This is a genomic window from Marinobacterium mangrovicola, assembly GCF_004339595.1.
Classification (GTDB): Bacteria; Pseudomonadota; Gammaproteobacteria; order Pseudomonadales; family Balneatricaceae; genus Marinobacterium_D; species Marinobacterium_D mangrovicola.
Genome location: NZ_SMFU01000009.1, coordinates 458,030 through 481,891, shown reverse-complemented (window position 1 = coordinate 481,891; position 23,862 = coordinate 458,030). Strand labels below are relative to the sequence as shown.

The following is a 23,862-nucleotide window of genomic DNA, read 5'->3' as shown; positions in this document are numbered from 1 at the left end:
ACATTATCGAAAGGACACTGCTCTACCATGAAAATCAGTCAGCAATGCTTTGCCAACCGCCGTCGTCGCCTGCTGGATGCGCTGCCGAAAGATAGCGTCGCACTGGTGGCCGGCTCCAGCCTGGTCACCCGTAACCGCGATGCGGAATTTCCGTTTCGTCAGAACAGTGATTTCTACTACCTGACTGGCTTCAACGAGCCCGACGCGCTGTTGTTGCTGCGCCCCGGTCGTGAAGCGGGCGAAGTGGTGCTGTTTTGTCCACCCCGCGATCCCGCCATGGAGATCTGGACCGGTTACCGCGCAGGCCCTGAGGGCTGTGTCGAGCGTTTCGGTGCTGATGAGGCGTTCGATCACGATGAACTCGATGAGCGTATTCCGGAACTGCTTGATGGCGCTCGCCGTCTTTACTACGCGGTGGGTAGTGACGAGGTGCTGGACTCCCAGGTGATGGGCTGGCTCAACGCCGGTCGCGCCAAGTCCCGTCTCGGCGCGGAACCGCCGGAAGAGCTGGTGCTGCTGGATAACCTGATCCACGAGATGCGGCTGTTCAAGGATGAGGAAGAGCTAGCGGTGATGCGCCACGCCGCGGCGATCTCCGCGGAGGCTCATTGCGAGGCGATGCGTCTGGCGGCTCCCGGCCGTTATGAATATGAGCTGGAAGGCAAAATCATCAGCCACTGCATGAGTGCCGGTGCGCGTTTCCAGGCCTACAGCCCCATCGTCGGCGCTGGCGCCAACGGCTGCATCCTGCACTACATCGAAAACGATGCGCAGATGCAGGATGGCGATCTGATTTTGATCGATGCCGGCTGCGAGGTTGATTGCTACGCCAGCGATATTACCCGTACCTTCCCGGCCAGTGGCCGCTTCAGCGAAGAACAGCGTGCTCTGTATGACCTGACCCTGAGCATCAACGAAGCCTGTATCGAGCTGGTCAAACCCGGTCTGCCCTGGAACGAGGTACATGACCTGTCGGTGCGTATGCTGACCGAAGGCCTGGTTGAGCTCGGACTGCTGCAGGGCGAGGTCGACGCGCTGATCGAAGCGGGTGCTTACCGCGAATTCTACATGCACCGCATCGGCCATTGGCTCGGTATGGATGTGCATGATGTGGGTAACTACAAGGTGGATGGCGAATGGCGTCCGCTGCAGCCGGGCATGGTAATGACCATCGAGCCGGGAATCTATGTCTCGCCACAGAATGAGAATGTTGAGCCGCGCTGGCGCGGTATCGGCATCCGCATTGAGGATGATGTGGTGGTCACCGAAGGTGGCTGTGAAGTGCTGACCGGCGGCGTGCCGAAACGCGCCGACGAGATCGAGGCGCTGATGGCGCAGGGGTAAAACAGACGATGCGTGACGACTCTGAGCGCGGGAATGACCCAGTGGATAACTATGATCTGGTGATTGTCGGCGGCGGCATGGTGGGTGCGAGCCTGGCCTGTGCCCTGCTGCCGGTGGCCCGTGAGCTGAAGCTGCGTGTGGCAGTGGTAGAGGCCGAGCAGATGCCCGCCCCGGGCGAGCCGGTGTTTCAGCCCAGCTACGATGCACGCTCCACTGCGCTGGCCTATGGTGTGCGCGCCCCGTTCGAACGTATGGGTATCTGGCAGCAGTTGGTAGAGCATCTGACGCCGATTGAGCATATTCACGTATCCGACCGCGGCCGTTTTGGTGTGACGCGCCTTGATGCCGAGCGCGAGAATGTCTCCGCGCTGGGCTATGTGGTGGAAAATCACTGGCTCGGCCAGGTGCTGTTGAGTCGTCTGGCACAGCATGGCGCCCCTGAGATCGACTTTATCGCTCCGGCCCAGGTGGAAGATCTGGATAACCGTGCCGATGGCAGTCAGGTACGGATCGCTACTGCCGAGGGTGAGCGTACCTTGAATGCAGGTCTTGTGGTGATCGCCGATGGCGGGCGCTCATCGCTAAGAGAGAAACTCGGCATAGGTTACAGCCAGAGCAGCTATGAACAGCATGCGCTGGTAGCCAATGTTAGCCTGGATCGCGGTCATGGTGGTGTAGCTTACGAGCGCTTCACCGATAGTGGCCCGATTGCGCTGCTTCCCGGTGAGGATCTGGATGGTCAGGCCCGTTGTGGCCTGGTCTGGACCCTGCCGGAAGATGATGTAGACGAAGTACTGGCGCTGGACGACGCGGCTTTTCTGCGCAAACTCCAGGAGCGCTTTGGCTATCGCGCGGGGCGGTTTATCCGTGTTGGCGAGCGTTTTCACTACCCGCTCAAACTGGTACTGGCGGAAGAGCAGGTGCGTGCCGGTCTGGTGGTGTTGGGCAACGCGGCTCATGCGCTGCACCCGATTGCAGGCCAGGGCTTTAACCTGGCGTTCCGCGGTGTTGTCGCCCTGGCCGATATGATTATTGAGCGTCGCCGCGAAGGTCTGCCGCTGGGCGATCTGCATGCGCTGCAGGCGTTTGAAACTGCCCGCCACTCCGATCAGTTCCGCACTATCCAGTTCAGCGACCGTACCATGAAGCTGTTTACCAGCTCTCAGCCCGGTGTCGGTTTGTTAAGAGACGCGGGGCTGGTAGCGCTGGAGCTATGCCCGCTGGGTAAAACCCTGCTGGCCCGGGCGGCCATGGGGCTGGATCAGCCGGCGCCAAAGCTCCACTGATATCAAGCTCCACTGATATCAAGTTCCACTAATGAAAAGCTTCACTGAAATAAAGCTGCATTGAGATTAATTGAGAGTAGAGGTGCACGGTGTCGACAGCCGAAGCGGTAACCGAATCTGTGGATATCCTGATTGTGGGTGGCGGCATGGTCGGTGTGGCCCTGGCCTGCGCTATCGCGCCCACCGGGCTCAATATCCGCATCCTTGAAAGCCGCGAGGATCGCCCGAAGCAGCTGCTCGAAGCGCTGCCGATGCTGACCGAAGCAGGGTTTGACCCGCGTGTCAGTGCGCTCACCTGCGCCTCACAGCAACTGCTGACTCATCTTGGCGCCTGGCCCCATATTCTCGACACCCGTGCCAGCGCCTACACCGATATGCGCGTCTGGGATGGTACCGGACGCGGTGAAATCCACTTTGGCGCCGATGAGCTGCACGAACCCTGTCTGGGGCATATCGTCGAAAACCGCGTCACCCTGGCGGCGCTGTATCGGGTGATGCAGCAGGCCGAGAATATCCAGTTCGACACCGGCGTGAAGATCGAATCGATCACCTCCCCGGATCCGCTGGGTGCACGCCAGGTACGTCTTGGCGATGGCCGCAGTATCGAAACCCGTTTGCTGGTCGCTGCCGATGGCGCCAACTCCCGTGTCAGAGCGTTGACCGGTATGGGCGCTACCGAGTGGGATTACGGTCACCATGCGATTGTGACCACCATCGAGACCGAAGATCCGCACCAGAGCACCTGCTGGCAGCGTTTCACTGAGGACGGTCCCTTGGCGCTGCTGCCGCTGGCCCATCCCAACGGTCGGACCGTTTCTATCGTCTGGTCCACCTCGCCCGGCCACGCCCGTGAGCTGATGGCGCTGGATGATGAATCGTTCTGCCAGGCCCTGGGCAAGGCGTTTGAACATCGCCTGGGTCATATCCTGAGCGTTGATAAACGCCATGTGCATCCGCTGCGTCAGCGTCATGCGCAGCGCTATGTGCAGGCGGGGCTGGCGCTGGTGGGCGATGCGGCTCACACCATTCACCCGCTGGCGGGGCAGGGCGTGAACCTGGGCTTTCTCGATGCGGCGGCGCTGGCCGAGGTGATACTTGATGCCCATGAGCGCGGCGAGAACTGGTCCCTGGAGTCGGTATTGCGCCGCTTCCAGCGTATGCGTCGCGCCGATAATATCCAGACCGCGGCGGTGATGGAGGGCTTCAGGCGGTTGTTTGACGATCTGCCGGCACCGCTGCGGCTGCTGCGTTCAAGCGGTATGAACCTGATGGACCGTATCTCTCCAGTCAAACAGCATCTGGTGCTTATGGCCATGGGGCTGCGTGGCGAGGTGCCCCGTCTGGCGCGGCGACCGCTGGCCTGAGAAGCTGATTCTCAGCGCCGGTTCAAACATTGAACTGGCGCTGAATTGCCGATACATTGTCATCCCTTTTTTTCATGCTGCCGGCCGCGTACTCCCTGCTAAGTATCCCTGTTGTGTACCGCGGCCCGGGGCCTCAACCCGTGGGTTGAACGATGACAAAAACAACACCGCTCCATGCTCAGCATCTGGCACTGGGTGCCAAAATGGTCGACTTCAGCGGCTGGGATATGCCGTTGCACTATGGCTCCCAGGTGGAGGAGCACCACCAGGTTCGAGCCGATGCCGGCCTGTTCGATGTCTCCCATATGACCATCGTGGATATCTCCGGTGGCCAGGCCAGCGAATTTCTGCGTTATCTCCTTGCCAACGATGTGGCTCGACTTAAACATGCCGGACAGGCGCTCTATACCACCATGCTCAATGAGAAGGGTGGAGTGATCGATGACCTGATCGTTTACCGCATGACCGAGCCGGGAACCAGCGAATGGTTCCGCCTGGTGGTGAACTGCGGTACCCGCGATGCGGACCTGGCCTGGATGGTTGATTGCGCCGTACGCTTTGATGTCAGTCTCAATGAACAGCCGGATCTGGCCATGGTCGCTGTGCAGGGCCCCAACGCGCTTAAACTGACCGCTTCTGTGCTTAGCGAAAGCCGCGCCCGTTTGATCGATGGCTTGAAACCCTTCCAGGGGCAGGAGTCCGAGGGTTGGTTTATCGCTCGCACCGGTTATACCGGCGAAGATGGTCTTGAGCTGATGTTGCCGGATGAAGAGGTGGTTGCTTTCTGGCAGGCGCTGATCGACGCAGGAGTCAAACCCTGTGGTCTGGGTGCACGTGATACCCTGCGCCTTGAGGCCGGTTTGAACCTCTATGGCGCGGATATGAACCAGCAGGTGACGCCGCTGGAAGCCAATCTGGCCTGGACCCTTGCCTGGGAGCCCGAGGAGCGCCGTTTTATCGGCCGCGATGCGCTCGAAAAGCAGCGTAACGAAGGTGTGCCGACTAAACTGGTTGGACTGGTGCTTGAGGGGCGTGGTGTATTGCGTGCTCACCAGAAAGTACTGGTCAATAATAGCGGTGAGGGTGAAATTACCAGCGGTGGCTTTGCGCCGACCCTGGGCTGCTCTGTAGCACTGGCGCGGGTGCCTGCTGATACCGGTGACAGTGCTCAGGTCGAGATGCGCGGCAAGAGTCTGGCGGTTAAAGTAGTCAAACCGCCCTTTGTGCGCAGGGGCAAAAAACAGTTTTCCTGAGATTCAAAGTTAAAGGATCAAACGATGAGCAATATCCCGAGTGAACTGAAGTATGTGGCCAGCCACGAGTGGATCCGCGAAGAGGGCGACGGCATTGTCACCATCGGCGTCACTGATCATGCCCAGGAGCTCTTGGGTGATGTGGTATTCGTGGAACTGCCTGAACTGGATGCGGAGCTCGCCAGCGGCGATGAAACCGGCGTTGTTGAGTCCGTGAAAGCCGCCTCCGATATCTATGCGCCGGTCAGCGGCACGGTAGTTGCGATCAACGAAGAGCTGGAAGAATCGCCGGAACTGGTGAACTCGGATCCGTACGGCGATGGCTGGTTCTTCAAAGTTAAAATCAGCGATCCTGAAGAGCTGGATGCACTGCTCGATGCAGAGACTTACGCTGAGCAGTGTGAATCCGAATAACGGTGTCCGCTTTGGCGGAAACTAGCTTTTCCCTTTGTCCCGGCCTCGTGCCGGGACACTCATTTCAAGCGATACGGCAGTTATGAACATCAAACCCCTGGTGCTACAGGCCAATGCGGACCGCCGCCTGCGCGGTGGTCACCTCTGGATCTACAGTAATGAAGTCGATACCAAGCGCACCCCGCTGAAATCTTTTGAGCCGGGCGAGCAAGTGCGTGTCGAAAACGCCCGCGGCAAGGTGATGGGGCTGGCGTACGTTAATCCGAATACGTTGATCTGCGGTCGTATTATCAGCCGCGATACCGACTATATGCTGGATCGTTCGCTGCTGGTTCACCGCTTGAAAGTGGCAGCTTCCCTGCGTGATGCCCAGTTCGACAAGCCCTGCTACCGGCTGGTATTCGGTGATGCGGACGGCTTGCCTGGGCTAGTGGTGGATCGTTTCTACGATATTTTCGTGGTCCAGGTCGCCACAGCCGGTATGGACCGGGTGCAGGACCTGGTGATCGATGCGCTGAACCGGGTCTTCAAGCCGGCTGCCATCGTGCTGCGCAACGACAGCAAGATGCGCTCGGTGGAAGGACTGGAAACCTATGTCGAGGTGGTTCAGGGTCAGGTGCCGGAGCTGGTGCCGCTCAGTGAGAACGGAGTCGACCTGCTGGCACCGGTGCTGACCGGACAGAAAACCGGCTGGTTCTACGATCACCGTGAAAACCGCGCCCGGATGCAGTCCATGGTCAAGGGTAAGCGGGTGCTCGATCTCTTCAGCTACGTCGGTGGCTGGGGTGCCCAGGCGCTGGCCGCCGGTGCCGAGGAGGTGTCCTGCCTGGATGCGTCTGCAGGCGCGCTGGAAGTAGCCGCGGAAAACGCCCGCATCAACGATGGCGAACGCCGTTTCCGTGCCCTGCAGGGCGATGCCTTCGACCTCTGCAAGGCGATGGTGGCAGAGAAGGAACGTTTCGATGTGGTGATCGTCGATCCGCCGGCATTTATCCAGAAGCGCAAGGATATCAAGAATGGCGAGCGCGCCTACGCCCGTATCAACAACTACGCCATGCGCCTGCTGGCCAAGGACGGGATCCTGATCTCAGCGTCCTGCTCCATGCATCTGCAGCGCGAGCGTCTGGTCGATATGTTGCGCTCCAACAGCCGCGAGCTGGATCGTTACGCGCAGATCTTTGCCCAGGGTTACCAGGGTGCCGATCATCCGATCCATCCGGCGATTCCCGAAACCGAATATCTCAAGGCCTATTTCATGCGTGTGTTGCCTGCAAGCTGAGGCAGTTCGCGCCCGAGAGCTAATCAAGGAGAGCATTGATGGAGTACAAACAGCTGGGTCGTTCCGATCTCAGGGTCAGCCGTATTGCCCTGGGTACCATGACGTTCGGGCGCACCAATACCGAAGCGGAAGCGTTTGAGCAGATGGATTACGCCCTGGATGCGGGTGTGAATCTGATCGATGCCGCCGAGATGTACCCGGTGCCGACCGACCCCGCCTATCAGGGCAATACCGAGCAGTATATCGGTAACTGGATGAAGGCCCGCGGCAGTCGTGACAAGGTGGTGCTGGCTACCAAGGTAGCAGGTCCTGGCGAACAGATCAGCTACCTGCGTCCGAATCTGCACCTTGATCGTGCCAACATCCGCAAGGCGCTGGAAGACTCGCTGAGCCGCCTGCAGACCGATTACGTCGATCTGTACCAGCTGCACTGGCCGGACCGCGTCGCCAACTATTTCGGCAAGCTGGCTTATGAGCACCGCCCGGAAAAAGACGGTGCGCCGATTCTGGAAACCCTGCAGGTGCTGGGCGAACTGGTGGACGAGGGCAAGATCCGCTATATCGGTCTTTCCAACGAGACCGCCTGGGGCACGATGAAATACCTGCAACTGGCGGAGCTGCATAATCTGCCGCGTCCGATCTCGGTGCAGAACCCTTACAACCTGCTGAACCGCTCGCTGGAAGTGGGTCTCTCCGAGGTGATGCTGCGTGAAGAGGTAGATCTGCTGGCCTACTCGCCGATGGCGTTCGGTGTGCTCAGTGGTAAGTATCTCGGTGGTGCACGCCCTGAAGGCTCCCGCCTGGTGGAGTTTCCGCAGTTTGCCCGTTATCTGTCTGAAAATGGGCAGGCCGCTACCGAGGCTTATGTGAATCTTGCCAAAGATGCCGGCCTCGATCCCGCCATGATGGCGCTGGCCTATGTGAATAGCCGAGACTTCCTGGGCAGTAATATCATCGGTGCCACTAAAATGGATCAGCTGCGCGCGAATATCGCCTCGGTGGATCTACAGCTCAGCGATGAGCTGGTTGAGCAGATCGAAGCGCTGCATAACCGTTACACCTACCCCTGCCCCTGATGAAATAATTGCCCGGCCGCGGGCAAAAGCGCTGATCCTTTGCCACACTTTAGTCGCAATGACTAACGTTTAAAGGAGGGTCGGTCATGCTTCATCAGAAACAGGTGCGTGACCTGATGTTCCCGGTGACGCACCCGCTGTCTGGCCAGATGGCACTATCGGAAGCGGTAGAGCTGATTCTGGTGTCCGGACAGCTGGGTCTGCCGGTGGTGGGCGATCGCAAGGAGGTGGTCGGCTTTCTGTCCGAGCATGACTGCCTGAGATATCTGGTCAGCAGCAGCTATTACTGCGATGCCCGCATTCAGGTAGCCGATATCATGCACCAGGAACCCCTGTGTGTTTCACCCTCGGACAGTGTTATCGACCTGGCACAGCAGATGAGCAAGGCTAGGCCGAAAAACTATCCGGTGGTGGAAAACGGTCGTCTGGTGGGCATGATCACCCGGCGTCAGGTGATGATGGAGCTGAACCGGACCCTGCGTGAGTGCAAGGTCGCGATCTGACAGCAGTCTTGGTCAGACTGGTTTCTCTCAGGTGCGCAGGTCCATAATCGGCCATCCCCGGTCGCGGGCAGTTGCGGCCAGAGCGTCGTCGGGATTGACCGCCACGGGGTTATCCACCTTTTCCAGCAGGGGTAGATCGTTACGGGAGTCGCTGTAGAAGCTGCTCCCGTCCAGCGTGTGTCCGGTTTCTTTCAGCCAGGCGTCAAGCCGCACTACCTTGCCATCCTGGAAACAGGGCGTACCGGCTACGCGGCCGGTGAAGCGATCGCCGATCCGCTCCGGCTCCGTAGCTAGCAAGGCATCAACGCCGAGGCGTTTGGCAATGGGGCCGGTAACAAAACTGTTGGTTGCGGTGATGATCAGCAGGAAGTCGCCCTGATCGCGGTGCTTGTCGAGCAGTGCTCGGGCGGCTGGAAGCATCATCGGTTCGATACATTCGGCCATAAATTCGTCGTGCCAGGCATTGAGCTGCTCTTCGCTGTGATTGGCCAGCGGTCGCAGGGCAAAATTCAGGAACTCATGGATATCCATGGTGCCGCTCTGGTACTGATGGAAAAAGTGGTCGTTGGCGTCCCGGTAGGCTTGTTCGTCAACGATACCGCGTTGGCAGAGAAATTCTCCCCAAGCATGGTCGCTATCGCCGTTGAGTAGGGTGTTGTCGAGATCAAATATAGCCAGGGGCACGTCTTGGCACTCCGTTCCTGCCGCTGCTGCGGCGCGTTAAGGGCAAAGCGAATAGGATAAGCGGTGGTTATAGGGCATGCAATCAAGCCTGTCGGGTAACGTACGGCGATATGTGTAAAGGTGTGTTTGTCGCTTAGCAAGAGGCGTTGTATCAAGGGAATAGCTTTAGCAGGCAAAGGTTACTGATGCTTAAGTGGCAGGCTATTTGCCTGATTGTGGATCTATGGAACAATAGCTTCATATTAATAAGTTATTTCGGGATTAAACTGTGATCGATTCAGACGGGTTCAGACCGAATGTCGGCATCATTCTGGTCAACGCGCTGGGTCAGGTACTTTGGGCAAGGCGTATAGGGCAGGATGCCTGGCAGTTTCCGCAGGGCGGCATTCAGGGGCGCGAAACCCCGGAGCAGGCGATGTTTCGTGAACTGAAAGAGGAGATCGGACTATCGCCCCGAGACGTTGAAATTCTTGCGGTAACACGAGGCTGGTTGCGCTACCGGCTGCCCAAACGCATGATTCGGCGCCACTCACACCCGGTGTGTGTGGGCCAGAAACAGAAGTGGTTCCTGCTGCGCATGCTCAGCCATGACAACGCAGTGAAAATAGATGAGACCGATTCGCCGGAGTTTGATGGCTGGCGCTGGGTCAGTTACTGGTACCCTCTTGGACAGGTAGTGTCTTTCAAGCGAGAGGTGTACCGCAAAGCATTACGAGAATTATCGCCGAAGCTGGCGCGTCTGCAGCCGGTTTCAGAGCGTTAGAGGTTCTAGAGCGTTAAGAGAGTAGGGGGCACTTCGAATGGCGATGCTGAGCGTATTGCGCAAAATAGTCCAGGAGGTCAGTGCCGCCCCTGATCTTGAGTCCGTTCTTGACCTGACGGTCAGGCGTATTCAGCGCGCCATGCATACCCAGGTCTGCTCCATCTATCTGCTTGATACCATTACCCAGCGCTATGTGCTGAAAGCGACCCAGGGGCTTAACCTCGAAGCTGTGGGAGTGGTCAGTCTGTCACCCACCGAGGGCGTTGTAGGCCTGGTGGGGCAGCGGGCAGAGCCGATCAACCTGGAGGATGCTTCCCTCCACCCTTCCTTTATCTACGTCCAGTCCACCGGTGAAGAGCGCTTTCATGCCTTTCTCGGGGTGCCGATCATTCACCAGGGCGAGGTTTTGGGCGTTCTGGTTGTGCAACAGCATGACCGCCGTCGCTTCGATGAATCGGAAGAGGCGTTTCTGGTCACCGTATCGGCCCAGCTGGCCGGTGTTATTGCCCATGCTGAGGCCACAGGTTCGATTCAGCCGGTGGGTAACAACCTGGGTGGTACGGCAAAAATTGTTCAGGACCGCCGTTTCAGCGGTGTGGCCGGGGCACCGGGGATCGCCATAGGTCAGGTATTCGTGGCGAGCCTGCCGGCTGATCTGGAGGGCGTGCCTGATAAGCGGGCCAAAAATATCGAGCGTGAGGTCGAGGCCTTCACCGAAGCGCTGGAACAGGTGCGTCACGATATCCGTGAGGTGAGTAAATCACTCTCCCAGCGACTGCGCAGTGATGAGCAGGCGCTGTTCGATGTCTATCTGCGTATGCTGGAAGATAATGCGCTGGCCGGCCAGGTGGTGGAGCGGATTCGTGCCGGCAACTGGGCCCAGGGGGCGCTGCGTGAAGTTGTAGCCGAGCATGTGCGCCAGTTCTCTTCCATGGATGATGCCTACCTGCGTGAGCGTGCCACCGATATTCGCGATCTGGGGCGGCGTATTCTCAGCCACCTGCAGGAGGGCGTCGGCAGTCACGAGGTGGAATATCCCGATCAAACCGTGCTGATAGCGGATGATCTGTCACCGGCAATGCTGGGACTGGTGCCTGAAGACAAGTTGGTAGGCCTCGTCTCTGTCAGTGGCTCGGGTAACTCTCATGCCGCTATTCTGGCGCGCTCCATGGGGATTCCTACCGCCATGGGGGTGGTGGATCTGCCCTACACGCGGATGGACGGTCGCGACATCATCCTCGATGGCTACACCGGTCGGGTTTATGTAAACCCGTCCGATGACCTGAAAAACGCCTTTGGCGAAATACTGCGCGAAGAGCAGATGATCGCTGCGGGATTGGAAACACTGCATGATCTGCCGGCCCAGACCACCGATGGCTATCGTATGCCGCTCTGGGTGAACACGGGTCTGACCAGTGATGTGGAGCGTTCGCTGGAGCGGGGTGCTGAGGGGATAGGTCTCTACCGCACCGAGATTCCGTTCATGACGCGGGACTTCTTCCCCAGCGAACAGGAGCAGATGCATATCTACCGTCGCCAGCTTGAAGCCTTTGCGCCCAGGCCGGTGACCATGCGCACGCTGGATATTGGTGGCGACAAGGCGCTGCCTTACTTTCCGATCAGTGAAGAAAACCCTTTCCTGGGCTGGCGTGGCATTCGTGTGACGCTGGACCACCCCGAGATATTCCTGGTGCAGGTGCGCGCCATGCTGAGGGCGGCCCTGGGCTACGGTAACCTGCGCATCATGCTGCCGATGGTGACCTGCATGCATGAGATCGAGGAGGCGATCGAGCAGATCGACCGGGCCGTGCGTGAGTTGCAGGAGGAGGGGCTGGATGTGGAGCGCCCACCCATTGGCATCATGGTGGAGGTGCCGGCGGCGGTATACCTGACCCGCCGATTTGCCCGCAAGGTGGATTTCATCTCCGTGGGCTCCAACGATCTGACCCAGTATCTGCTGGCGGTGGACCGTAACAACCCCCGTGTGGCGGACCTTTACGCGCCCTATCATCCGGCGGTGCTCAAAGTGCTGCAGTTTATCGCTCAGGAAGCTCGCAAAGAGCATAAGACCGTTTCGATCTGCGGTGAGATGGCAGCCGATCCAGGCGGTGCGCTGCTGCTGATGGCGATGGGATACGACGTACTGTCGATGAACTCCAATAACCTGCCGAAAGTGAAGTCCGCTATTCGCGGTTGCAGTCTTGCCAAGGCGAATTCATTGCTGCAGCGGGTGATGCGGATGGATGACGCCGAGGCGATTCATCAATACCTGCGTACATCGTTGAAAAAGATGGGTCTGGGCAGTCTTACCAGGCCAAGCCTGCCTGGGCGGGAAGACTGATCGCTCCTGCCGTTTATTGAGGACTGATACCAAGCGGTTTCAGCCTCAGGCTCAGATCGGTCTCTCCGCTCTGCTCTCCCTGTCTGCCGTAGCGACGTTCGATGATTCGCGTATCGCCCGCGCTGTTCTGCATTATCAGGGTGCTCGCCCGGGTACCGTAATCCTCGCTGTGAATAAAACAGCTCGATAACAGGCGCTCCTTGTCGAGGGGGATGCCGGTGTCCGGTAGCTGGTCATCACCGGCCCGGGTGTCATCGTGTAGCAGTTCAAGGAGCTGTTGAGGGTCATTCTTCCCCGCGCCGATGGCAGCCTCCAGGGCATGTCGGATGTGCAGTGTTTTGGGCCAGGGGGTGTCCAGCAGCGCGTTGCTCAATGCGTGGATGCCGCTGCCGAGTTGCTGAGCCTTTCCACCCCGGTTGCTGGCGTAATAAAAGCCCGTCTCGTCCGCACATAACAGGTTGTACCCTGAGCGTACCTGTGTCGAAGGCTGGTGTTCGCTGGCGGGGCCGACTCCGCAGAGGAAGTCCGTCACCAGTTGGCCGCGTGAGGCGCCTGGTTGGGCTGGCTCGCGGCCGTCACGAAAGTTGGTCAGGGCGGCAAAGCGGCCGTCGCGACTAAAACCCATCCAGCTCCCCTGGGCTAGCAGGTCTCTGCCGGCGATGATCGGAGCATCGGGCCAGAAGTGCAGTGAACGGGTGGGGCGTTGATGAAATTCGTCGCGGTTGGCGAGTAGCACAAAGGGCCACTCAGGGTCGGTATTCAGGGCAAAAACGATCAGGCACAAGACGAGGGCTCCAGCACGGCGGGGATGTTCATGAACCGGTCTAGTCCCTAATATAGTGCACTTTCTGCCGGCCTGAACAGTGTCGGCCCGAACGGAGTGGATGTTGGATTGATGTTGGAAATCGTTGGGCTTTACCTGTTGCTTGGAGCAGCGGCAGGTTTTGTTGCCGGTCTTTTTGGTATCGGCGGTGGGTTGTTGATTGTGCCGGTACTGATCTTTTCGTTCACCGCCCAGGGAATGGCGCCGGAAGTGCTGACCCATGCCGCAGTGGCGACTTCTCTTGGCACTATTGTGTTTACCTCTATCGCCTCGATCAAGGCGCACCATGCCAGGGGCGCAGTGAGCTGGAACCTTTTTCCCTGGATATCGGTCGGAATTCTCGCGGGCGCCCTGGGCGGAGTCTGGATCGCGGAAATGCTCAGCGGCCGCGCACTGCAACTGGCGTTTGGTTGCTTTACGTTGATCGTCGCGCTGCAGATGGCGCTGAACCTGCTGCCGTCTGCCGGTGACAGGGATCCGGGAAAGCCGGAATTGATCGTTGCAGGTAGTGGTGTGGGCTGTGCTTCGGCGGTGTTTGGTATCGGTGGCGGTACATTGACCGTGCCCTATCTGCACTGGCGACAGCTAAGCATGCCACGGGCTGTAGCCACATCCTCGGCCTGTGGATTGCCTATCGCTCTGATTGGCGCCGTGGGGAATGTGGTGACCGGCTGGGGCGAGGTAGAAATGCCGGAGTGGAGCCTGGGTTACATCTATCTGCCAGCATTGGTGGGTATAGTGCTGACCAGTGCCCTGACCGCACGTTTCGGTGCGCGGTTGGCGCACCGACTGCCGCAGCGTCGATTGAAACTGATTTTTGCGGCGTTTCTCGCCTTCGTGGGCGTACGTTTTCTCGTGACTAATCTTCTCTAGGGGTAAGTTTGTGTGGGTTCATGATATAGATCCGCTGGCGCTGGAGTTGGGGCCGCTCAAGGTACACTGGTACGGACTGATGTATCTGATCGGCTTTGGCGCAGCCTGGGCGCTGGGTAGCTGGCGCGCACGTCAGCCCGGTTCAAACTGGACCGAACAGCAGGTCTCGGATCTGGTGTTCTGGGGAGCGCTGGGCGTGGTGCTGGGCGGCCGCTGTGGTTACGTGCTGTTCTACCATTTTGATTATTTCCTCAATGACCCACTCTGGCTGTTTGCCATCTGGGAGGGGGGGATGTCTTTCCACGGAGGTTTGCTGGGTGTGCTGGTGGCCATCGCCTGGTTCTCCCATCGACATGGCAAACGCTTCTTCGAGTTGGCGGACTTCGTTGCACCGTTGATTCCGATCGGTCTTGGTGCCGGACGTGTGGGTAACTTTATCGGTGGCGAGCTTTGGGGGCGTCCCACGGATCAGACTTGGGGGATTATATTCCCGCGGGCGGCAGATGGTCTGGGGCGGCACCCCTCACAGTTGTATGAAGCGGTGCTGGAAGGCGTAGTGATGTTCGCCATCCTCTGGTGGTATTCCGCAAAGCCGCGGCCGCGGATGGCGGTATCCGGGCTGTTTCTGCTGCTTTACGGCGTGTTCCGCTCCAGTGTGGAGTTTTTTCGTGAGCCTGATGAGCAGCTCGGTTTCCTCGCGTTTGACTGGCTCACCATGGGGCAGTTGCTGTCGGCACCGATGATCGTGGGTGGCGTTGTGCTGCTGGCGATCGCCTATGGCCGTCGTGCGCCTGATGCCGTTAAGCGGTAAAGTATGTAGCCTTCTGATCTACTCGGGTTAAAGATAAGGCCGTATGCAACAATACCTCGATTTGATGCGCGAAATAGTGGAGCAGGGCGTCGACAAGGGCGACCGTACTGGCACAGGTACACGCTCGCTATTTGGACGTCAGCTGCGTTTTGATCTCCAGCAGGGCTTTCCCCTGCTGACCACCAAGAAAGTGCATCTGCGGTCGATCATCTATGAGCTGCTCTGGTTCCTCGACGGTAACACCGATAACAATTGGCTCAACGAGCACGGCGTTACTATCTGGGATGAGTGGGCGTTGGAAGACGGTGATCTGGGGCCGATCTATGGCAAGCAGTGGCGCTCCTGGGCGTGCCCGGATGGTTCTACCATCGATCAGATCTCCAGCGTGATTGAACAGATCAAACGCAATCCGAACTCCCGCCGTCTGATCGTCAGCGGCTGGAACCCGGCGGACCTGCCGGATGAATCGATCAGCCCTCAGGATAACGTGCGTAACGGCAAGGCGGCGTTGCCTCCCTGCCATACGCTGTTTCAGTTCTATGTCGCCAACGGGCGCCTGAGCTGCCAGCTATATCAGCGCAGTGCGGACTACTTCCTCGGGGTGCCATTCAATATCGCCAGTTATGCGCTGCTGACGCATATGGTGGCGCAGCAGTGTGATCTGGACGTGGGCGAGTTCGTGCTGACTTTCGGTGATCTGCATCTCTACGCCAACCACTTCAATGACGAAAGCATCGTGCCAGAACAGCTGTCTCGTGAGCCGCGGGCTTTGCCGAAGCTGCATATAAAACGTCGCCCGGCGACGATTTTCGACTACGAATTCGAAGACTTCGAGGTGGTGGATTACGATCCCTGCCCAGTGATTCGTGCCCCGATCTCGATCTGAGGCGTGTTCATGAAAGGAGAGACCATGAGATTGGCAATGATCGTCGCCCAGGCCGAGAACCGCGTGATCGGTAATGACAATAAACTTCCCTGGTACCTGCCGGAAGATCTGAAATATTTTAAGCGGGTGACCCTGGGGAAGCCGATAATCATGGGCCGTAAAACCTATGAGTCGATCGGTCGTCCGCTTCCGGGTCGCTGCAATATTGTTGTGACCCGGGACGAAAACTGGCAGGTGCCTGGCGTTGTGGTCACCGCATCTCTTGCTGAAGCGGTAGAGCATGCCAGTGCGCAGGCGGAGATCGATGGTGTCGATGAAGCGGTGGTGATAGGCGGTGCTGAGATCTACCGCCAGATGCTGCCGCAGACAGAACGTCTCTATCTGACCCAGGTCCACGCCTCGGTGGAGGGGGATGCACACTTCCCAGAAATCATTGCCAGCGAATGGGGTGAGATCGGGCGTGAGGATTTCGCCGCCAGTGATAATAATCCGTACGCCTATAGCTTTATCGTGCTGGAGCGGATCAACTGATGTCGTTAGCCAAACTGTTAAATCTGATGGCGGACGGCGCCTTTCACTCTGGGCGTGAGCTGGGCGAAGCATTAGGAGTCAGCCGCTCTGCAGTCTGGAAACAGATTCAGCGGATAGAGACGCTCGGTATCGAGGTCTATAGCGTTAAAGGTCGTGGCTACAGGATTCCCAATGGTCTCGATCTCCTCAGTCTTGAGCAGTTCAACGCGGCGCTGTCGTCGGCAGCCGGTGAGCGCTTGGATGAAGTGGTGTTCGAGGGAGAGGTCGCATCCACCAATATTCTGGCCCTGCAGGCCCTTAATCGCGGCAGTCGCTCGGGGCTGTTTGCCGCCGAATATCAGGCTCAGGGGCGTGGTCGCCGCGGCCGTGACTGGGTGAGTCCCTATGCTGCCAATCTCTGTTTTTCACTCGCCTGGCGTTTTTCTGCCGGTGTTGCTGCGCTGGAAGGGTTGAGTCTGGCGGTCGGCGTGGCACTGCGCCGCGGGTTGGCGCGCGTGGGTGTCAGCGGTGTGCAGTTGAAATGGCCCAATGATCTGCTCTGCGATGGCCGTAAGCTGGCGGGCATTCTGATTGAGATCAGCGGTGATGCGGCGGGGGAGTGTCGTGTGGTCATCGGTGTTGGCGTCAATGTCTCCATGCCCGCCGCTCAGGCAGAGAAGGTCTCCCAGCCGTTTGTGGATGTGGCTTCTTTGGCTGCAAAGCATCCGGGGCGTAGCACGCTGCTCGCGGTGTTGGTTGAAGAGTTGCTCGAAACTCTGGATAGCTTTGAGCGAGATGGCTTCGGCGCCCTTCGTGAAGAGTGGCAGCAAGCGAATGCCCACCGCGATAGTCGCATCCGTCTGATTAGTGGCCAGGATGAGGTTGATGGTATCTGTCGTGGCGTAGATGAAAGCGGTGCACTGCTGCTTGAGAGCGATGGCCAGGTGCGAAGCTACTACGGTGGTGAGGTCAGCCTCAGGGCAGTGGAATGATTCTAGAGATAGACGTCGGCAACAGCTTTCTCAAATGGCGGCTGCGTGAGCCCGGGCAATTGCCGGGCGTAGCTGCGAGGGTCGCATTGTCAGCGCTTTCTGCTGAGGGGTTTCAGGCCCTGGGGCATGTCGAAGCGGTGTATGTTGCGTCGGTGGCTGACGAATCGTTTAACCATAACCTTGCTGGTTTGATTGAGGCTGCCGGGCTGCCAGCGGCGAGTTTTGCGCGCACCCGTAGCGCCTGTGCTGGCGTAAAAAACAGCTACGCAAAACCGGAGTTGATGGGGGTCGATCGCTGGCTTGCGATGCTGGCGGCCTGGGACAGGGCCGGCGTTGGTTGTTGTGTTGTTGACTGTGGCAGCGCGATTACCGTGGACTATCTCAATGCCGCAGGTGTGCACCGTGGCGGTTATATCCTGCCCGGGATGGGGTTGCTGAGTGCCGCCTTGCTGGCTAAAACCGCTCGGGTGTTTGTTGACGCCCCGGCTGAAGAGTTTGATCTTTCCCCAGGCAGGTCTACCAGTGATGCGGTTACTCACGGTTCCAACTTTCTGTTCGATGCGCTGGTGCAGCGAGTGCTGGCGAGTCTTGCTCCCGGTGAACCGCTTTTTATCACCGGTGGTGATGGTGCTCTGTTCCATCGGTTGGCTGGCAGGGGGGAGTGGTTACCGGACCTGGTGCTGGATGGTCTGGTTCATGCGTTGAGGGATTCGCTATGATCGTGCGCTGGTTCTTTCTTCTGCTTCTGCTGGCGAACGCGCTGCTGTTTTTCTGGTATGCCCAGCGACAGGCGGCCGCGCCGGTGGCTGCTGAGAATGAAGATGTGGCTGTGGGTGAGCTGCGGCTACTGTCTGAGTTGCCTGCCCGCGAGAAGCTTCCCGCCCGCGAACGTATCTGCTTTAGCTACGCACCGTTGAACTCGGAGGCGGAGGCGCGGCGCCTGGTTCGTATGCTGGAGGCTGAACCGGTTACCGCTGAGCCGGAACCCTTGCCGGCGGAAGTGATCGGCTGGCGTCTTGTATTGCCGCTACCGGCGGACTCGGCCCGGCGTATCGCCCTGCTGGATGAACTTGCCCAGCAGGGCTGGGTTCCAGAAAGTCGGGGCTCGATTCTCTCCTTCGGCAATTTCGATAATCGCCAGGCGCTAGAGGCGTTGCGTCAGCAGCTGCCTGCAGCGATAGCGTCTCGCACCCAGGTACAGGAACAGGCTGCTGAGAGAGGTCGTTGGCAGGTTCGCGTAAGGCATTTGGCTGGTTACGAAATATCCAGTGAAATCAAACAACTTGTGTCCAGAAGCTGGCCTGGAATAAAAGTTGAAAAAAATGGTTGCGAAGGGGTTGCATCACCCCGGGGCGATAAGTAAGATACGCCCCACTTCGCTGCCAAGGCCGGTATAGCTCAGTTGGTAGAGCAACTGACTTGTAATCAGTAGGTCCGGGGTTCGACTCCTCGTGCCGGCACCAGTTGAGACAGCGAAGTGGTAGTGGTGGGGTTCCCGAGTGGCCAAAGGGATCAGACTGTAAATCTGACGCGCGAGCTTCGGTGGTTCGAATCCACCCCTCACCACCATCTACTGCAGCAGGCACATACCCCGTGCAAGTTGTGGTAAGTCAGCTGGCTTCGGCGGGTATGGTATAGTGGCTATTACCTCAGCCTTCCAAGCTGAAGAGGCGGGTTCGATTCCCGCTACCCGCTCCACGCGTTGTTGTGCTCATGTAGCTCAGGGGTAGAGCACACCCTTGGTAAGGGTGAGGTCGGCGGTTCAAATCCGCCCATGAGCTCCAGTTTTGAGAAGGGTAGATATAGTAATATGTCTACCCTTTTTCGTATTTGGCGACCCAGGTATTCATTTCGAACAGGTTGGGAACTTCAGATGGCTAAAGAAGCTTTTTCTCGTAGCAAGCCGCACGTAAACGTCGGCACCATTGGTCACGTTGACCATGGTAAAACCACTCTGACCGCTGCGCTGACTCGCGTATGTGCAGAAGTTTGGGGCGGCGCTGCCGTTGCCTTTGACGGTATCGACAAGGCACCGGAAGAGCGTGATCGTGGTATCACCATCAACACTTCTCACGTTGAGTACGAGTCCCCGACTCGCCACTACGCGCACGTTGACTGCCCGGGACACGCCGACTACGTCAAGAACATGATCACCGGTGCCGCTCAGATGGACGGTGCTATCCTGGTATGTTCCGCAGCTGACGGCCCCATGCCGCAGACTCGTGAGCACATCCTGCTGTCCCGTCAGGTTGGCGTACCGTACATCGTTGTCTTCCTGAACAAGGCAGACATGGTTGATGACGAAGAGCTGCTCGAGCTGGTCGAAATGGAAGTCCGCGAACTGCTGGACAACTACGACTTCCCGGGTGACGACACTCCGATCATCACCGGTTCCGCACTGATGGCGCTGAACGGCGAAGACGACAAAGAAATGGGTACTACCGCTGTTAAGAAGCTGGTTGAAACCCTGGACGAATACATCCCGGAACCGGAGCGTGCGGTAGACCTGCCGTTCCTGATGCCGATCGAGGACGTATTCTCTATCTCTGGTCGTGGTACCGTTGTTACCGGTCGTATCGAGCGTGGCATCCTGAAAACTGGCGACGAAATCGAAATCGTTGGTATCAAGGACACCACCAAGACTACCTGTACTGGTGTTGAAATGTTCCGCAAGCTGCTGGACGAAGGTCGTGCAGGCGAGAATGTTGGTGCGCTGCTGCGTGGTACCAAGCGTGACGAAGTTGAGCGTGGTCAGGTCCTGGCTAAGCCGGGTTCCATCACTCCGCACACTGGCTTCGAAGGCGAAGTATACGTACTGAGCAAGGAAGAAGGCGGTCGTCACACTCCGTTCTTCAAAGGCTACCGTCCGCAGTTCTACTTCCGTACTACCGATATCACTGGTGCGGTTGAGCTGCCGGAAGGCGTTGAGATGGTAATGCCGGGCGACAACGTCCAGATGAACGTTACCCTGATCAACCCGATCGCGATGGAAGAAGGTCTGCGCTTCGCTATCCGTGAAGGTGGTCGTACTGTTGGTGCCGGCGTAGTTTCAAAAATTACTGCTTAATCTGACATTTAGTGTTGCCAAGCACTAGGGAGGTGCCTATAATGTGCCTCCCTATTATGCAGTAGGCCAGTAGCTCAATTGGCAGAGCAGCGGTCTCCAAAACCGCAGGTTGGGGGTTCGATTCCCTCCTGGCCTGCCATTCCTTATCTGGGATGGCGTCACGTAAAGCGCAAGCTTTCACCTTTTTGAGGCTCCTAGCGTGAATTCCAAAGTGACTTCCGAAGGTTCAAAACTAGACGCCCTGAAGTGGCTTGTCGTCATTGCAATCGTGGCGGTAGGTGTAGTCGGTAATTCCGTATTTTCCGGCGAGTCGCTACTTTATCGCGTTCTTGCTCTGCTGGCTCTGGCGCTGGTGGCGGGTTTTGTTGCCTTTCAGACGGCCAAGGGTCGTACGTTCTTTCAGCTCTTTAAAGAAGCTAAGAACGAAATTCGCAAAGTGGTCTGGCCGACGCGCCAGGAAACTCTGCAGACCACAGCTATTGTTGTTGTGGCGGTGCTGATCGTAGGGCTGATGCTCTGGGGTCTGGATTCGCTGCTGGGCTGGCTGGTGTCTGGCGTCATAGGCTAAGGAGATAGCATGGAGACCGAAAAGAAGCGCTGGTACGTTGTGCATGCCTACTCCAACTATGAGAAGAAGGTAAAGGAAGCGCTGATCGAAAGCGTTAATCGTCACGAAATGCAGGATCTCTTTGGAGATATCCTGGTGCCGACCGAAGAGGTGGTCGAGATTCGTGATGGTAAGAAGCGTAAGTCGGAGCGTAAGTTCTACCCCGGCTATGTGCTCGTGAATATGGTCATGAATGACGAAACCTGGCACCTGGTGAAAGATACGCCGCGTGTGCTGGGCTTTATCGGTGGTACCGCGGACAAGCCGGCCCCGATTACTGAAAAAGAGGCTAACGAGATCCTGCAGCGCGTTGAAAGCGGTGTGGATAAGCCGAAGCCGAAGACTGTCTTCGAACCAGGCGAAATGGTGCGTGTTATCGATGGCCCATTCGCGGATTTCAACGGTGTGGTCGAAGAGGTCAATTACGAGAAAAACCGTCTCCAGGTTGCGGTGCTTATTTTTGGGCGCTCTACACCTGTGGAATTGGAGTTTGGTCAGGTCGAGAAAGCCTGATCGGCAATAGCTTTAATGGGGAGGGTGATCGCGTCTGCGCGGTCGCCCTCTTGTTGTGAGAAAAAGGGGAGCCGTAAGGCGTTCGCACCCTTGAGGAGTAGCTTAAATGGCTAAGAAAATCAGTGCTTATATCAAGCTGCAGGTAAAGGCAGGTCAGGCTAACCCGAGTCCGCCAGTAGGTCCGGCTCTGGGTCAGCACGGTGTTAACATCATGGAGTTCTGTAAAGCGTTCAACGCCCAGACTCAGAGCATGGAAGCGGGTCTCCCGATTCCGGTTGTTATCACTGTTTACAGCGACCGCAGCTTTACTTTTATCACCAAGACTCCGCCGGCGTCTATCCTGCTGAAAAAAGCAGTAGGCCTGAAAAGCGGTTCTGCACGTCCGAACACTGAGAAAGTGGGTCACGTTACTCGCGCTCAGCTTGAAGAAGTTGCGACCGTTAAAATGCCGGACCTGACCGCTGCTGATATGGATGCGGCTGTTCGCACTATCGCTGGTAGCGCGCGTGCTATGGGTCTGACTGTAGAGGGTGATGAGTAATGGCTAAGCTGACTAAGCGCCAGAAGGCGATCCGCGAAAAAGTTGAAGCGGGCAAGCTGTATTCAATCGACGAAGCCGTGTCTGTGCTGGCTGAAGTTTCTTCAGTTAAGTTCACCGAATCCCTGGATGTAGCGGTTAACCTGGGTGTTGATCCGCGTAAATCCGATCAGGTGGTTCGCGGCTCTACCGTGCTGCCGCACGGTACCGGTAAAGACGTTCGTGTAGCTGTATTTGCTCAGGGTGAAAACGCTGAGAAAGCCAAAGCTGCTGGTGCTGATGTTGTCGGTTTCGACGACCTGGCAGAGCAGGTTAAAGGCGGCAACCTGGACTTTGACGTGGTTATCGCGACTCCGGACGCGATGCGCGTTGTCGGTCAGCTGGGTCAGATCCTGGGCCCTCGCGGCCTGATGCCGAACCCGAAAGTCGGTACCGTTACTCCTGACGTTGTAACTGCGGTTAACAACGCTAAGGCTGGTCAGGTGCGTTTCCGTACTGACAAGAACGGTATCATCCACTGCTCCGTTGGTAAGCTTGGCTTCAGCGAAGTAGCAGTTAAAGAGAACATCGAAGCCCTGATCGCTGACCTGAAAAAGCTCAAGCCGTCCAGCGCTAAAGGTGTTTATCTGAAGAAGGTTACCCTGTCCACTACCATGGGCCCGGGTATCCTCGTCGATCAGGGCACACTGTCCGTTTGATCGATGCTTGAGCCCGTTGAAAGGCGGGCTCAGTAAAGGTTTTTTGAGGGTCTTCGTGACCTCTGTGACAGAGACGAAGGCCGTCAAAGACCGCAGGTGGCAGAGCTGCTTGCAGTGTCTGCCTTAATGGGCCAACCAGCCTGCGCAGACGGTGAGATTCACGCGTGAATCGAGACCACCGTACTCAACCTCGCGTAAGCGGGGTGGTTGGTAATAAGTCGAAAGACTCAATCCAGGAGTAAATTGTGGCATTAGGACTCGAAGACAAAAAAGCGATCGTCGCTGAAGTCCAGGAAGCTGCCAAAAATGCGCTCTCTGCTGTCGTTGCGGATTCCCGTGGCGTTGAAGTGGGCGATATGACTGCTCTGCGTAAGCAGGCGCGTGACAACGGTGTATGGCTGAAAGTCGTTCGTAACACCCTGGCACGCCGCGCAGTTGAAGGCACCGATTACGAGTGTCTGTCTGGCAACTTCGTCGGTCCGACTATCATTGCTTTCTCTCAGGAACATCCGGGCGCCGGCGCTCGCATCCTGAAAGATTTTGCAAAAAGCAATGACAAGCTCGAACTGAAAGCTGCTGCCTTTGAAGGCGCAGTTGTGGACATTAACGTACTGGCTAGCCTGCCGACTTACGACGAGGCACTGGCGAAGCTGATGAGCTGCATGAAAGAAGCAGCTGCTGGCAAGCTTGTACGTACTTTGGCTGCTGTTCGCGATCAGAAAGAAGGAGAGGCCGCGTAACCTGTACCTATGTAAGTACAAGGCGCGTCCCTTCACGATTTAACGCACGTTTATAGGATTTTAGAAAATGTCTCTGTCTAAAGAAGATATCATCAACGCAATCGCTGAAATGTCTGTCATGGATGTTGTAGAACTGGTTTCTGCAATGGAAGAAAAATTCGGTGTTTCTGCTGCTGCTGCAGTAGTTGCTGGTCCGGCTGGCGACGCTGGTGCTGCTGCTGAAGAGCAGACTGAGTTCGACGTAATCCTGGCTGCTGCCGGCGACAAGAAAGTCAACGTCATCAAGGCTGTCCGTGGCGCTACCGGCCTGGGTCTGAAAGAAGCGAAAGAGATGGTTGACGGCGCTCCGGCCACCATCAAAGAAGGCGCTTCTAAAGAAGAAGCTGAAGAACTCAAGAAAGCACTGGAAGAAGCCGGCGCTACTGTTGAGCTCAAGTAATCGCTTTGATGCGTTGCAAGCAGCGTAATACTGCTTAACGACGTATGGCTGGTGGCGA

General features: G+C 57.6%; 26 protein-coding genes and 5 tRNA genes. 29 read left to right on the top strand and 2 right to left on the bottom strand.

Annotated features, from left to right (window positions below):
- The first annotated feature begins 27 nt into the window (after positions 1-27).
- The 8 genes from pepP (at position 28) to CLV83_RS14685 (ending at position 8,519) form a co-directional block, all read left to right on the top strand.
- Entirely contained in the window at positions 28-1,344 is a 1,317-nt protein-coding gene (pepP, locus tag CLV83_RS14720) for a Xaa-Pro aminopeptidase (protein WP_132293845.1), read from the top strand.
- A gap of 41 nt (positions 1,345-1,385) precedes the next feature.
- The gene (gene ubiH / locus CLV83_RS14715) at positions 1,386-2,630 is read left to right on the top strand and encodes a 2-octaprenyl-6-methoxyphenyl hydroxylase (protein ID WP_243642393.1); all 1,245 of its coding nucleotides are present in this window, start codon (positions 1,386-1,388) and stop codon (positions 2,628-2,630) included.
- A gap of 89 nt (positions 2,631-2,719) precedes the next feature.
- On the top strand, positions 2,720-3,994 hold the full coding sequence (locus CLV83_RS14710; protein WP_243642392.1) for an FAD-dependent monooxygenase: 1,275 nt from the start codon (positions 2,720-2,722) through the stop codon (positions 3,992-3,994).
- A gap of 152 nt (positions 3,995-4,146) precedes the next feature.
- Positions 4,147-5,247 carry a glycine cleavage system aminomethyltransferase GcvT gene (gene gcvT / locus CLV83_RS14705; RefSeq protein ID WP_132293839.1) on the top strand — a complete coding sequence of 367 codons (1,101 nt, stop codon included), beginning with the start codon at positions 4,147-4,149 and terminating at the stop codon, positions 5,245-5,247.
- 24 nt (positions 5,248-5,271) lie between these two features.
- Positions 5,272-5,661 carry a glycine cleavage system protein GcvH gene (gene gcvH, locus CLV83_RS14700; RefSeq protein WP_132293836.1) on the top strand — a complete coding sequence of 130 codons (390 nt, stop codon included), beginning with the start codon at positions 5,272-5,274 and terminating at the stop codon, positions 5,659-5,661.
- Positions 5,662-5,743: 82 nt separating this feature from the next.
- Positions 5,744-6,940 (top strand): class I SAM-dependent rRNA methyltransferase, encoded by a 1,197-nt coding sequence (locus tag CLV83_RS14695; protein WP_207894908.1) that lies wholly within the window; start codon positions 5,744-5,746, stop codon positions 6,938-6,940.
- A gap of 38 nt (positions 6,941-6,978) precedes the next feature.
- Positions 6,979-8,016, top strand: a complete 1,038-nt coding sequence (locus tag CLV83_RS14690) for an NADP(H)-dependent aldo-keto reductase (protein WP_132293833.1) — start codon at positions 6,979-6,981, stop codon at positions 8,014-8,016.
- An 86-nt stretch (positions 8,017-8,102) separates the two neighbouring features.
- On the top strand, positions 8,103-8,519 hold the full coding sequence (locus CLV83_RS14685; RefSeq protein ID WP_104004673.1) for a CBS domain-containing protein: 417 nt from the start codon (positions 8,103-8,105) through the stop codon (positions 8,517-8,519).
- A gap of 27 nt (positions 8,520-8,546) precedes the next feature.
- Here the strand turns inward: CLV83_RS14685 and CLV83_RS14680 are convergent, their stop codons facing one another.
- Positions 8,547-9,203, bottom strand: coding sequence for a histidinol-phosphatase (locus tag CLV83_RS14680; RefSeq protein WP_132293830.1), 657 nt, complete (start codon positions 9,201-9,203; stop codon positions 8,547-8,549).
- A gap of 268 nt (positions 9,204-9,471) precedes the next feature.
- On the opposite strand from CLV83_RS14680, the gene CLV83_RS14675 reads away from it, so the two are divergent.
- Together CLV83_RS14675 and ptsP are read left to right on the top strand one after the other, a co-directional pair.
- Positions 9,472-9,966 carry an RNA pyrophosphohydrolase gene (locus CLV83_RS14675; protein WP_132293828.1) on the top strand — a complete coding sequence of 165 codons (495 nt, stop codon included), beginning with the start codon at positions 9,472-9,474 and terminating at the stop codon, positions 9,964-9,966.
- A 43-nt stretch (positions 9,967-10,009) separates the two neighbouring features.
- A complete protein-coding gene (ptsP, locus tag CLV83_RS14670) occupies positions 10,010-12,307 on the top strand; it encodes a phosphoenolpyruvate--protein phosphotransferase (RefSeq protein WP_132294391.1) in 2,298 nt (765 codons plus the stop codon).
- A 13-nt stretch (positions 12,308-12,320) separates the two neighbouring features.
- Here the strand turns inward: ptsP and CLV83_RS14665 are convergent, their stop codons facing one another.
- Positions 12,321-13,091, bottom strand: a complete 771-nt coding sequence (locus CLV83_RS14665) for an NRDE family protein (RefSeq protein WP_165900320.1) — start codon at positions 13,089-13,091, stop codon at positions 12,321-12,323.
- A gap of 111 nt (positions 13,092-13,202) precedes the next feature.
- On the opposite strand from CLV83_RS14665, the gene CLV83_RS14660 reads away from it, so the two are divergent.
- From CLV83_RS14660 to rplL, 19 genes are all read left to right on the top strand, one after another.
- Entirely contained in the window at positions 13,203-14,003 is an 801-nt protein-coding gene (locus CLV83_RS14660; protein WP_207894907.1) for a sulfite exporter TauE/SafE family protein, read from the top strand.
- A gap of 10 nt (positions 14,004-14,013) precedes the next feature.
- Positions 14,014-14,814: a prolipoprotein diacylglyceryl transferase gene (lgt, locus tag CLV83_RS14655; RefSeq protein ID WP_132293822.1), complete on the top strand. Its 801-nt coding sequence runs from the start codon at positions 14,014-14,016 to the stop codon at positions 14,812-14,814.
- Positions 14,815-14,857: 43 nt separating this feature from the next.
- A complete protein-coding gene (locus CLV83_RS14650) occupies positions 14,858-15,700 on the top strand; it encodes a thymidylate synthase (protein WP_132293819.1) in 843 nt (280 codons plus the stop codon).
- A gap of 24 nt (positions 15,701-15,724) precedes the next feature.
- Complete coding sequence (locus CLV83_RS14645) at positions 15,725-16,231, top strand: dihydrofolate reductase (protein ID WP_132293816.1); 507 nt, start codon at positions 15,725-15,727, stop codon at positions 16,229-16,231.
- Positions 16,231-17,202 (top strand): bifunctional biotin--[acetyl-CoA-carboxylase] ligase/biotin operon repressor BirA, encoded by a 972-nt coding sequence (gene birA / locus CLV83_RS14640; RefSeq protein ID WP_132293813.1) that lies wholly within the window; start codon positions 16,231-16,233, stop codon positions 17,200-17,202. Before CLV83_RS14645 ends, birA begins: the two co-directional genes overlap by 1 nt.
- The gene (locus CLV83_RS14635) at positions 17,199-17,921 is read left to right on the top strand and encodes a type III pantothenate kinase (RefSeq protein ID WP_132293810.1); all 723 of its coding nucleotides are present in this window, start codon (positions 17,199-17,201) and stop codon (positions 17,919-17,921) included. The genes birA and CLV83_RS14635 overlap by 4 nt, the downstream gene beginning before the upstream one ends.
- Positions 17,918-18,565, top strand: coding sequence for a hypothetical protein (locus tag CLV83_RS14630; protein WP_132293807.1), 648 nt, complete (start codon positions 17,918-17,920; stop codon positions 18,563-18,565). The genes CLV83_RS14635 and CLV83_RS14630 overlap by 4 nt, the downstream gene beginning before the upstream one ends.
- Before the next feature lie 24 nt (positions 18,566-18,589).
- Positions 18,590-18,665: transfer RNA gene (locus CLV83_RS14625), tRNA-Thr, on the top strand.
- A 22-nt stretch (positions 18,666-18,687) separates the two neighbouring features.
- A tRNA-Tyr gene (locus CLV83_RS14620) sits at positions 18,688-18,771 on the top strand.
- Between the two features lie 54 nt (positions 18,772-18,825).
- Positions 18,826-18,900: transfer RNA gene (locus tag CLV83_RS14615), tRNA-Gly, on the top strand.
- Positions 18,901-18,911: 11 nt separating this feature from the next.
- Positions 18,912-18,986 (top strand) — tRNA-Thr (locus CLV83_RS14610).
- A gap of 89 nt (positions 18,987-19,075) precedes the next feature.
- Positions 19,076-20,269: an elongation factor Tu gene (gene tuf, locus CLV83_RS14605; RefSeq protein ID WP_132293774.1), complete on the top strand. Its 1,194-nt coding sequence runs from the start codon at positions 19,076-19,078 to the stop codon at positions 20,267-20,269.
- 63 nt (positions 20,270-20,332) lie between these two features.
- Positions 20,333-20,408 (top strand) — tRNA-Trp (locus CLV83_RS14600).
- Between the two features lie 60 nt (positions 20,409-20,468).
- A complete protein-coding gene (gene secE, locus CLV83_RS14595) occupies positions 20,469-20,837 on the top strand; it encodes a preprotein translocase subunit SecE (RefSeq protein WP_132293804.1) in 369 nt (122 codons plus the stop codon).
- Between the two features lie 9 nt (positions 20,838-20,846).
- Entirely contained in the window at positions 20,847-21,389 is a 543-nt protein-coding gene (gene nusG / locus CLV83_RS14590; RefSeq protein WP_132293801.1) for a transcription termination/antitermination protein NusG, read from the top strand.
- Positions 21,390-21,495: 106 nt separating this feature from the next.
- Entirely contained in the window at positions 21,496-21,930 is a 435-nt protein-coding gene (gene rplK / locus CLV83_RS14585) for a 50S ribosomal protein L11 (protein WP_132293798.1), read from the top strand.
- Complete coding sequence (gene rplA, locus CLV83_RS14580; protein ID WP_132293795.1) at positions 21,930-22,625, top strand: 50S ribosomal protein L1; 696 nt, start codon at positions 21,930-21,932, stop codon at positions 22,623-22,625. Before rplK ends, rplA begins: the two co-directional genes overlap by 1 nt.
- 245 nt (positions 22,626-22,870) lie before the next feature.
- Positions 22,871-23,365 carry a 50S ribosomal protein L10 gene (rplJ, locus tag CLV83_RS14575; protein WP_132293792.1) on the top strand — a complete coding sequence of 165 codons (495 nt, stop codon included), beginning with the start codon at positions 22,871-22,873 and terminating at the stop codon, positions 23,363-23,365.
- A gap of 67 nt (positions 23,366-23,432) precedes the next feature.
- Positions 23,433-23,804 (top strand): 50S ribosomal protein L7/L12, encoded by a 372-nt coding sequence (gene rplL / locus CLV83_RS14570; protein ID WP_132293789.1) that lies wholly within the window; start codon positions 23,433-23,435, stop codon positions 23,802-23,804.
- The last annotated feature ends 58 nt before the right edge of the window (positions 23,805-23,862 follow it).

Bases quoted from the DNA above. Each gene is read 5' to 3' on its own strand.
- CLV83_RS14685 (WP_104004673.1), top strand. From the start codon at position 8,103: ATGCTTCATCAGAAACAGGTGCGTGACCTGATGTTCCCGGTGACGCAC.
- CLV83_RS14695 (WP_207894908.1), top strand. From the start codon at position 5,744: ATGAACATCAAACCCCTGGTGCTACAGGCCAATGCGGACCGCCGCCTG.
- ptsP (WP_132294391.1), top strand. From the start codon at position 10,010: ATGCTGAGCGTATTGCGCAAAATAGTCCAGGAGGTCAGTGCCGCCCCT.
- CLV83_RS14690 (WP_132293833.1), top strand. From the start codon at position 6,979: ATGGAGTACAAACAGCTGGGTCGTTCCGATCTCAGGGTCAGCCGTATT.
- birA (WP_132293813.1), top strand. From the start codon at position 16,231: ATGTCGTTAGCCAAACTGTTAAATCTGATGGCGGACGGCGCCTTTCAC.
- rplA (WP_132293795.1), top strand. From the start codon at position 21,930: ATGGCTAAGCTGACTAAGCGCCAGAAGGCGATCCGCGAAAAAGTTGAA.
- CLV83_RS14630 (WP_132293807.1), top strand. From the start codon at position 17,918: ATGATCGTGCGCTGGTTCTTTCTTCTGCTTCTGCTGGCGAACGCGCTG.
- rplL (WP_132293789.1), top strand. From the start codon at position 23,433: ATGTCTCTGTCTAAAGAAGATATCATCAACGCAATCGCTGAAATGTCT.
- rplK (WP_132293798.1), top strand. From the start codon at position 21,496: ATGGCTAAGAAAATCAGTGCTTATATCAAGCTGCAGGTAAAGGCAGGT.
- CLV83_RS14660 (WP_207894907.1), top strand. From the start codon at position 13,203: ATGTTGGAAATCGTTGGGCTTTACCTGTTGCTTGGAGCAGCGGCAGGT.
- pepP (WP_132293845.1), top strand. From the start codon at position 28: ATGAAAATCAGTCAGCAATGCTTTGCCAACCGCCGTCGTCGCCTGCTG.
- CLV83_RS14650 (WP_132293819.1), top strand. From the start codon at position 14,858: ATGCAACAATACCTCGATTTGATGCGCGAAATAGTGGAGCAGGGCGTC.
- nusG (WP_132293801.1), top strand. From the start codon at position 20,847: ATGGAGACCGAAAAGAAGCGCTGGTACGTTGTGCATGCCTACTCCAAC.
- gcvH (WP_132293836.1), top strand. From the start codon at position 5,272: ATGAGCAATATCCCGAGTGAACTGAAGTATGTGGCCAGCCACGAGTGG.
- tuf (WP_132293774.1), top strand. From the start codon at position 19,076: ATGGCTAAAGAAGCTTTTTCTCGTAGCAAGCCGCACGTAAACGTCGGC.
- gcvT (WP_132293839.1), top strand. From the start codon at position 4,147: ATGACAAAAACAACACCGCTCCATGCTCAGCATCTGGCACTGGGTGCC.
- CLV83_RS14645 (WP_132293816.1), top strand. From the start codon at position 15,725: ATGAGATTGGCAATGATCGTCGCCCAGGCCGAGAACCGCGTGATCGGT.
- CLV83_RS14635 (WP_132293810.1), top strand. From the start codon at position 17,199: ATGATTCTAGAGATAGACGTCGGCAACAGCTTTCTCAAATGGCGGCTG.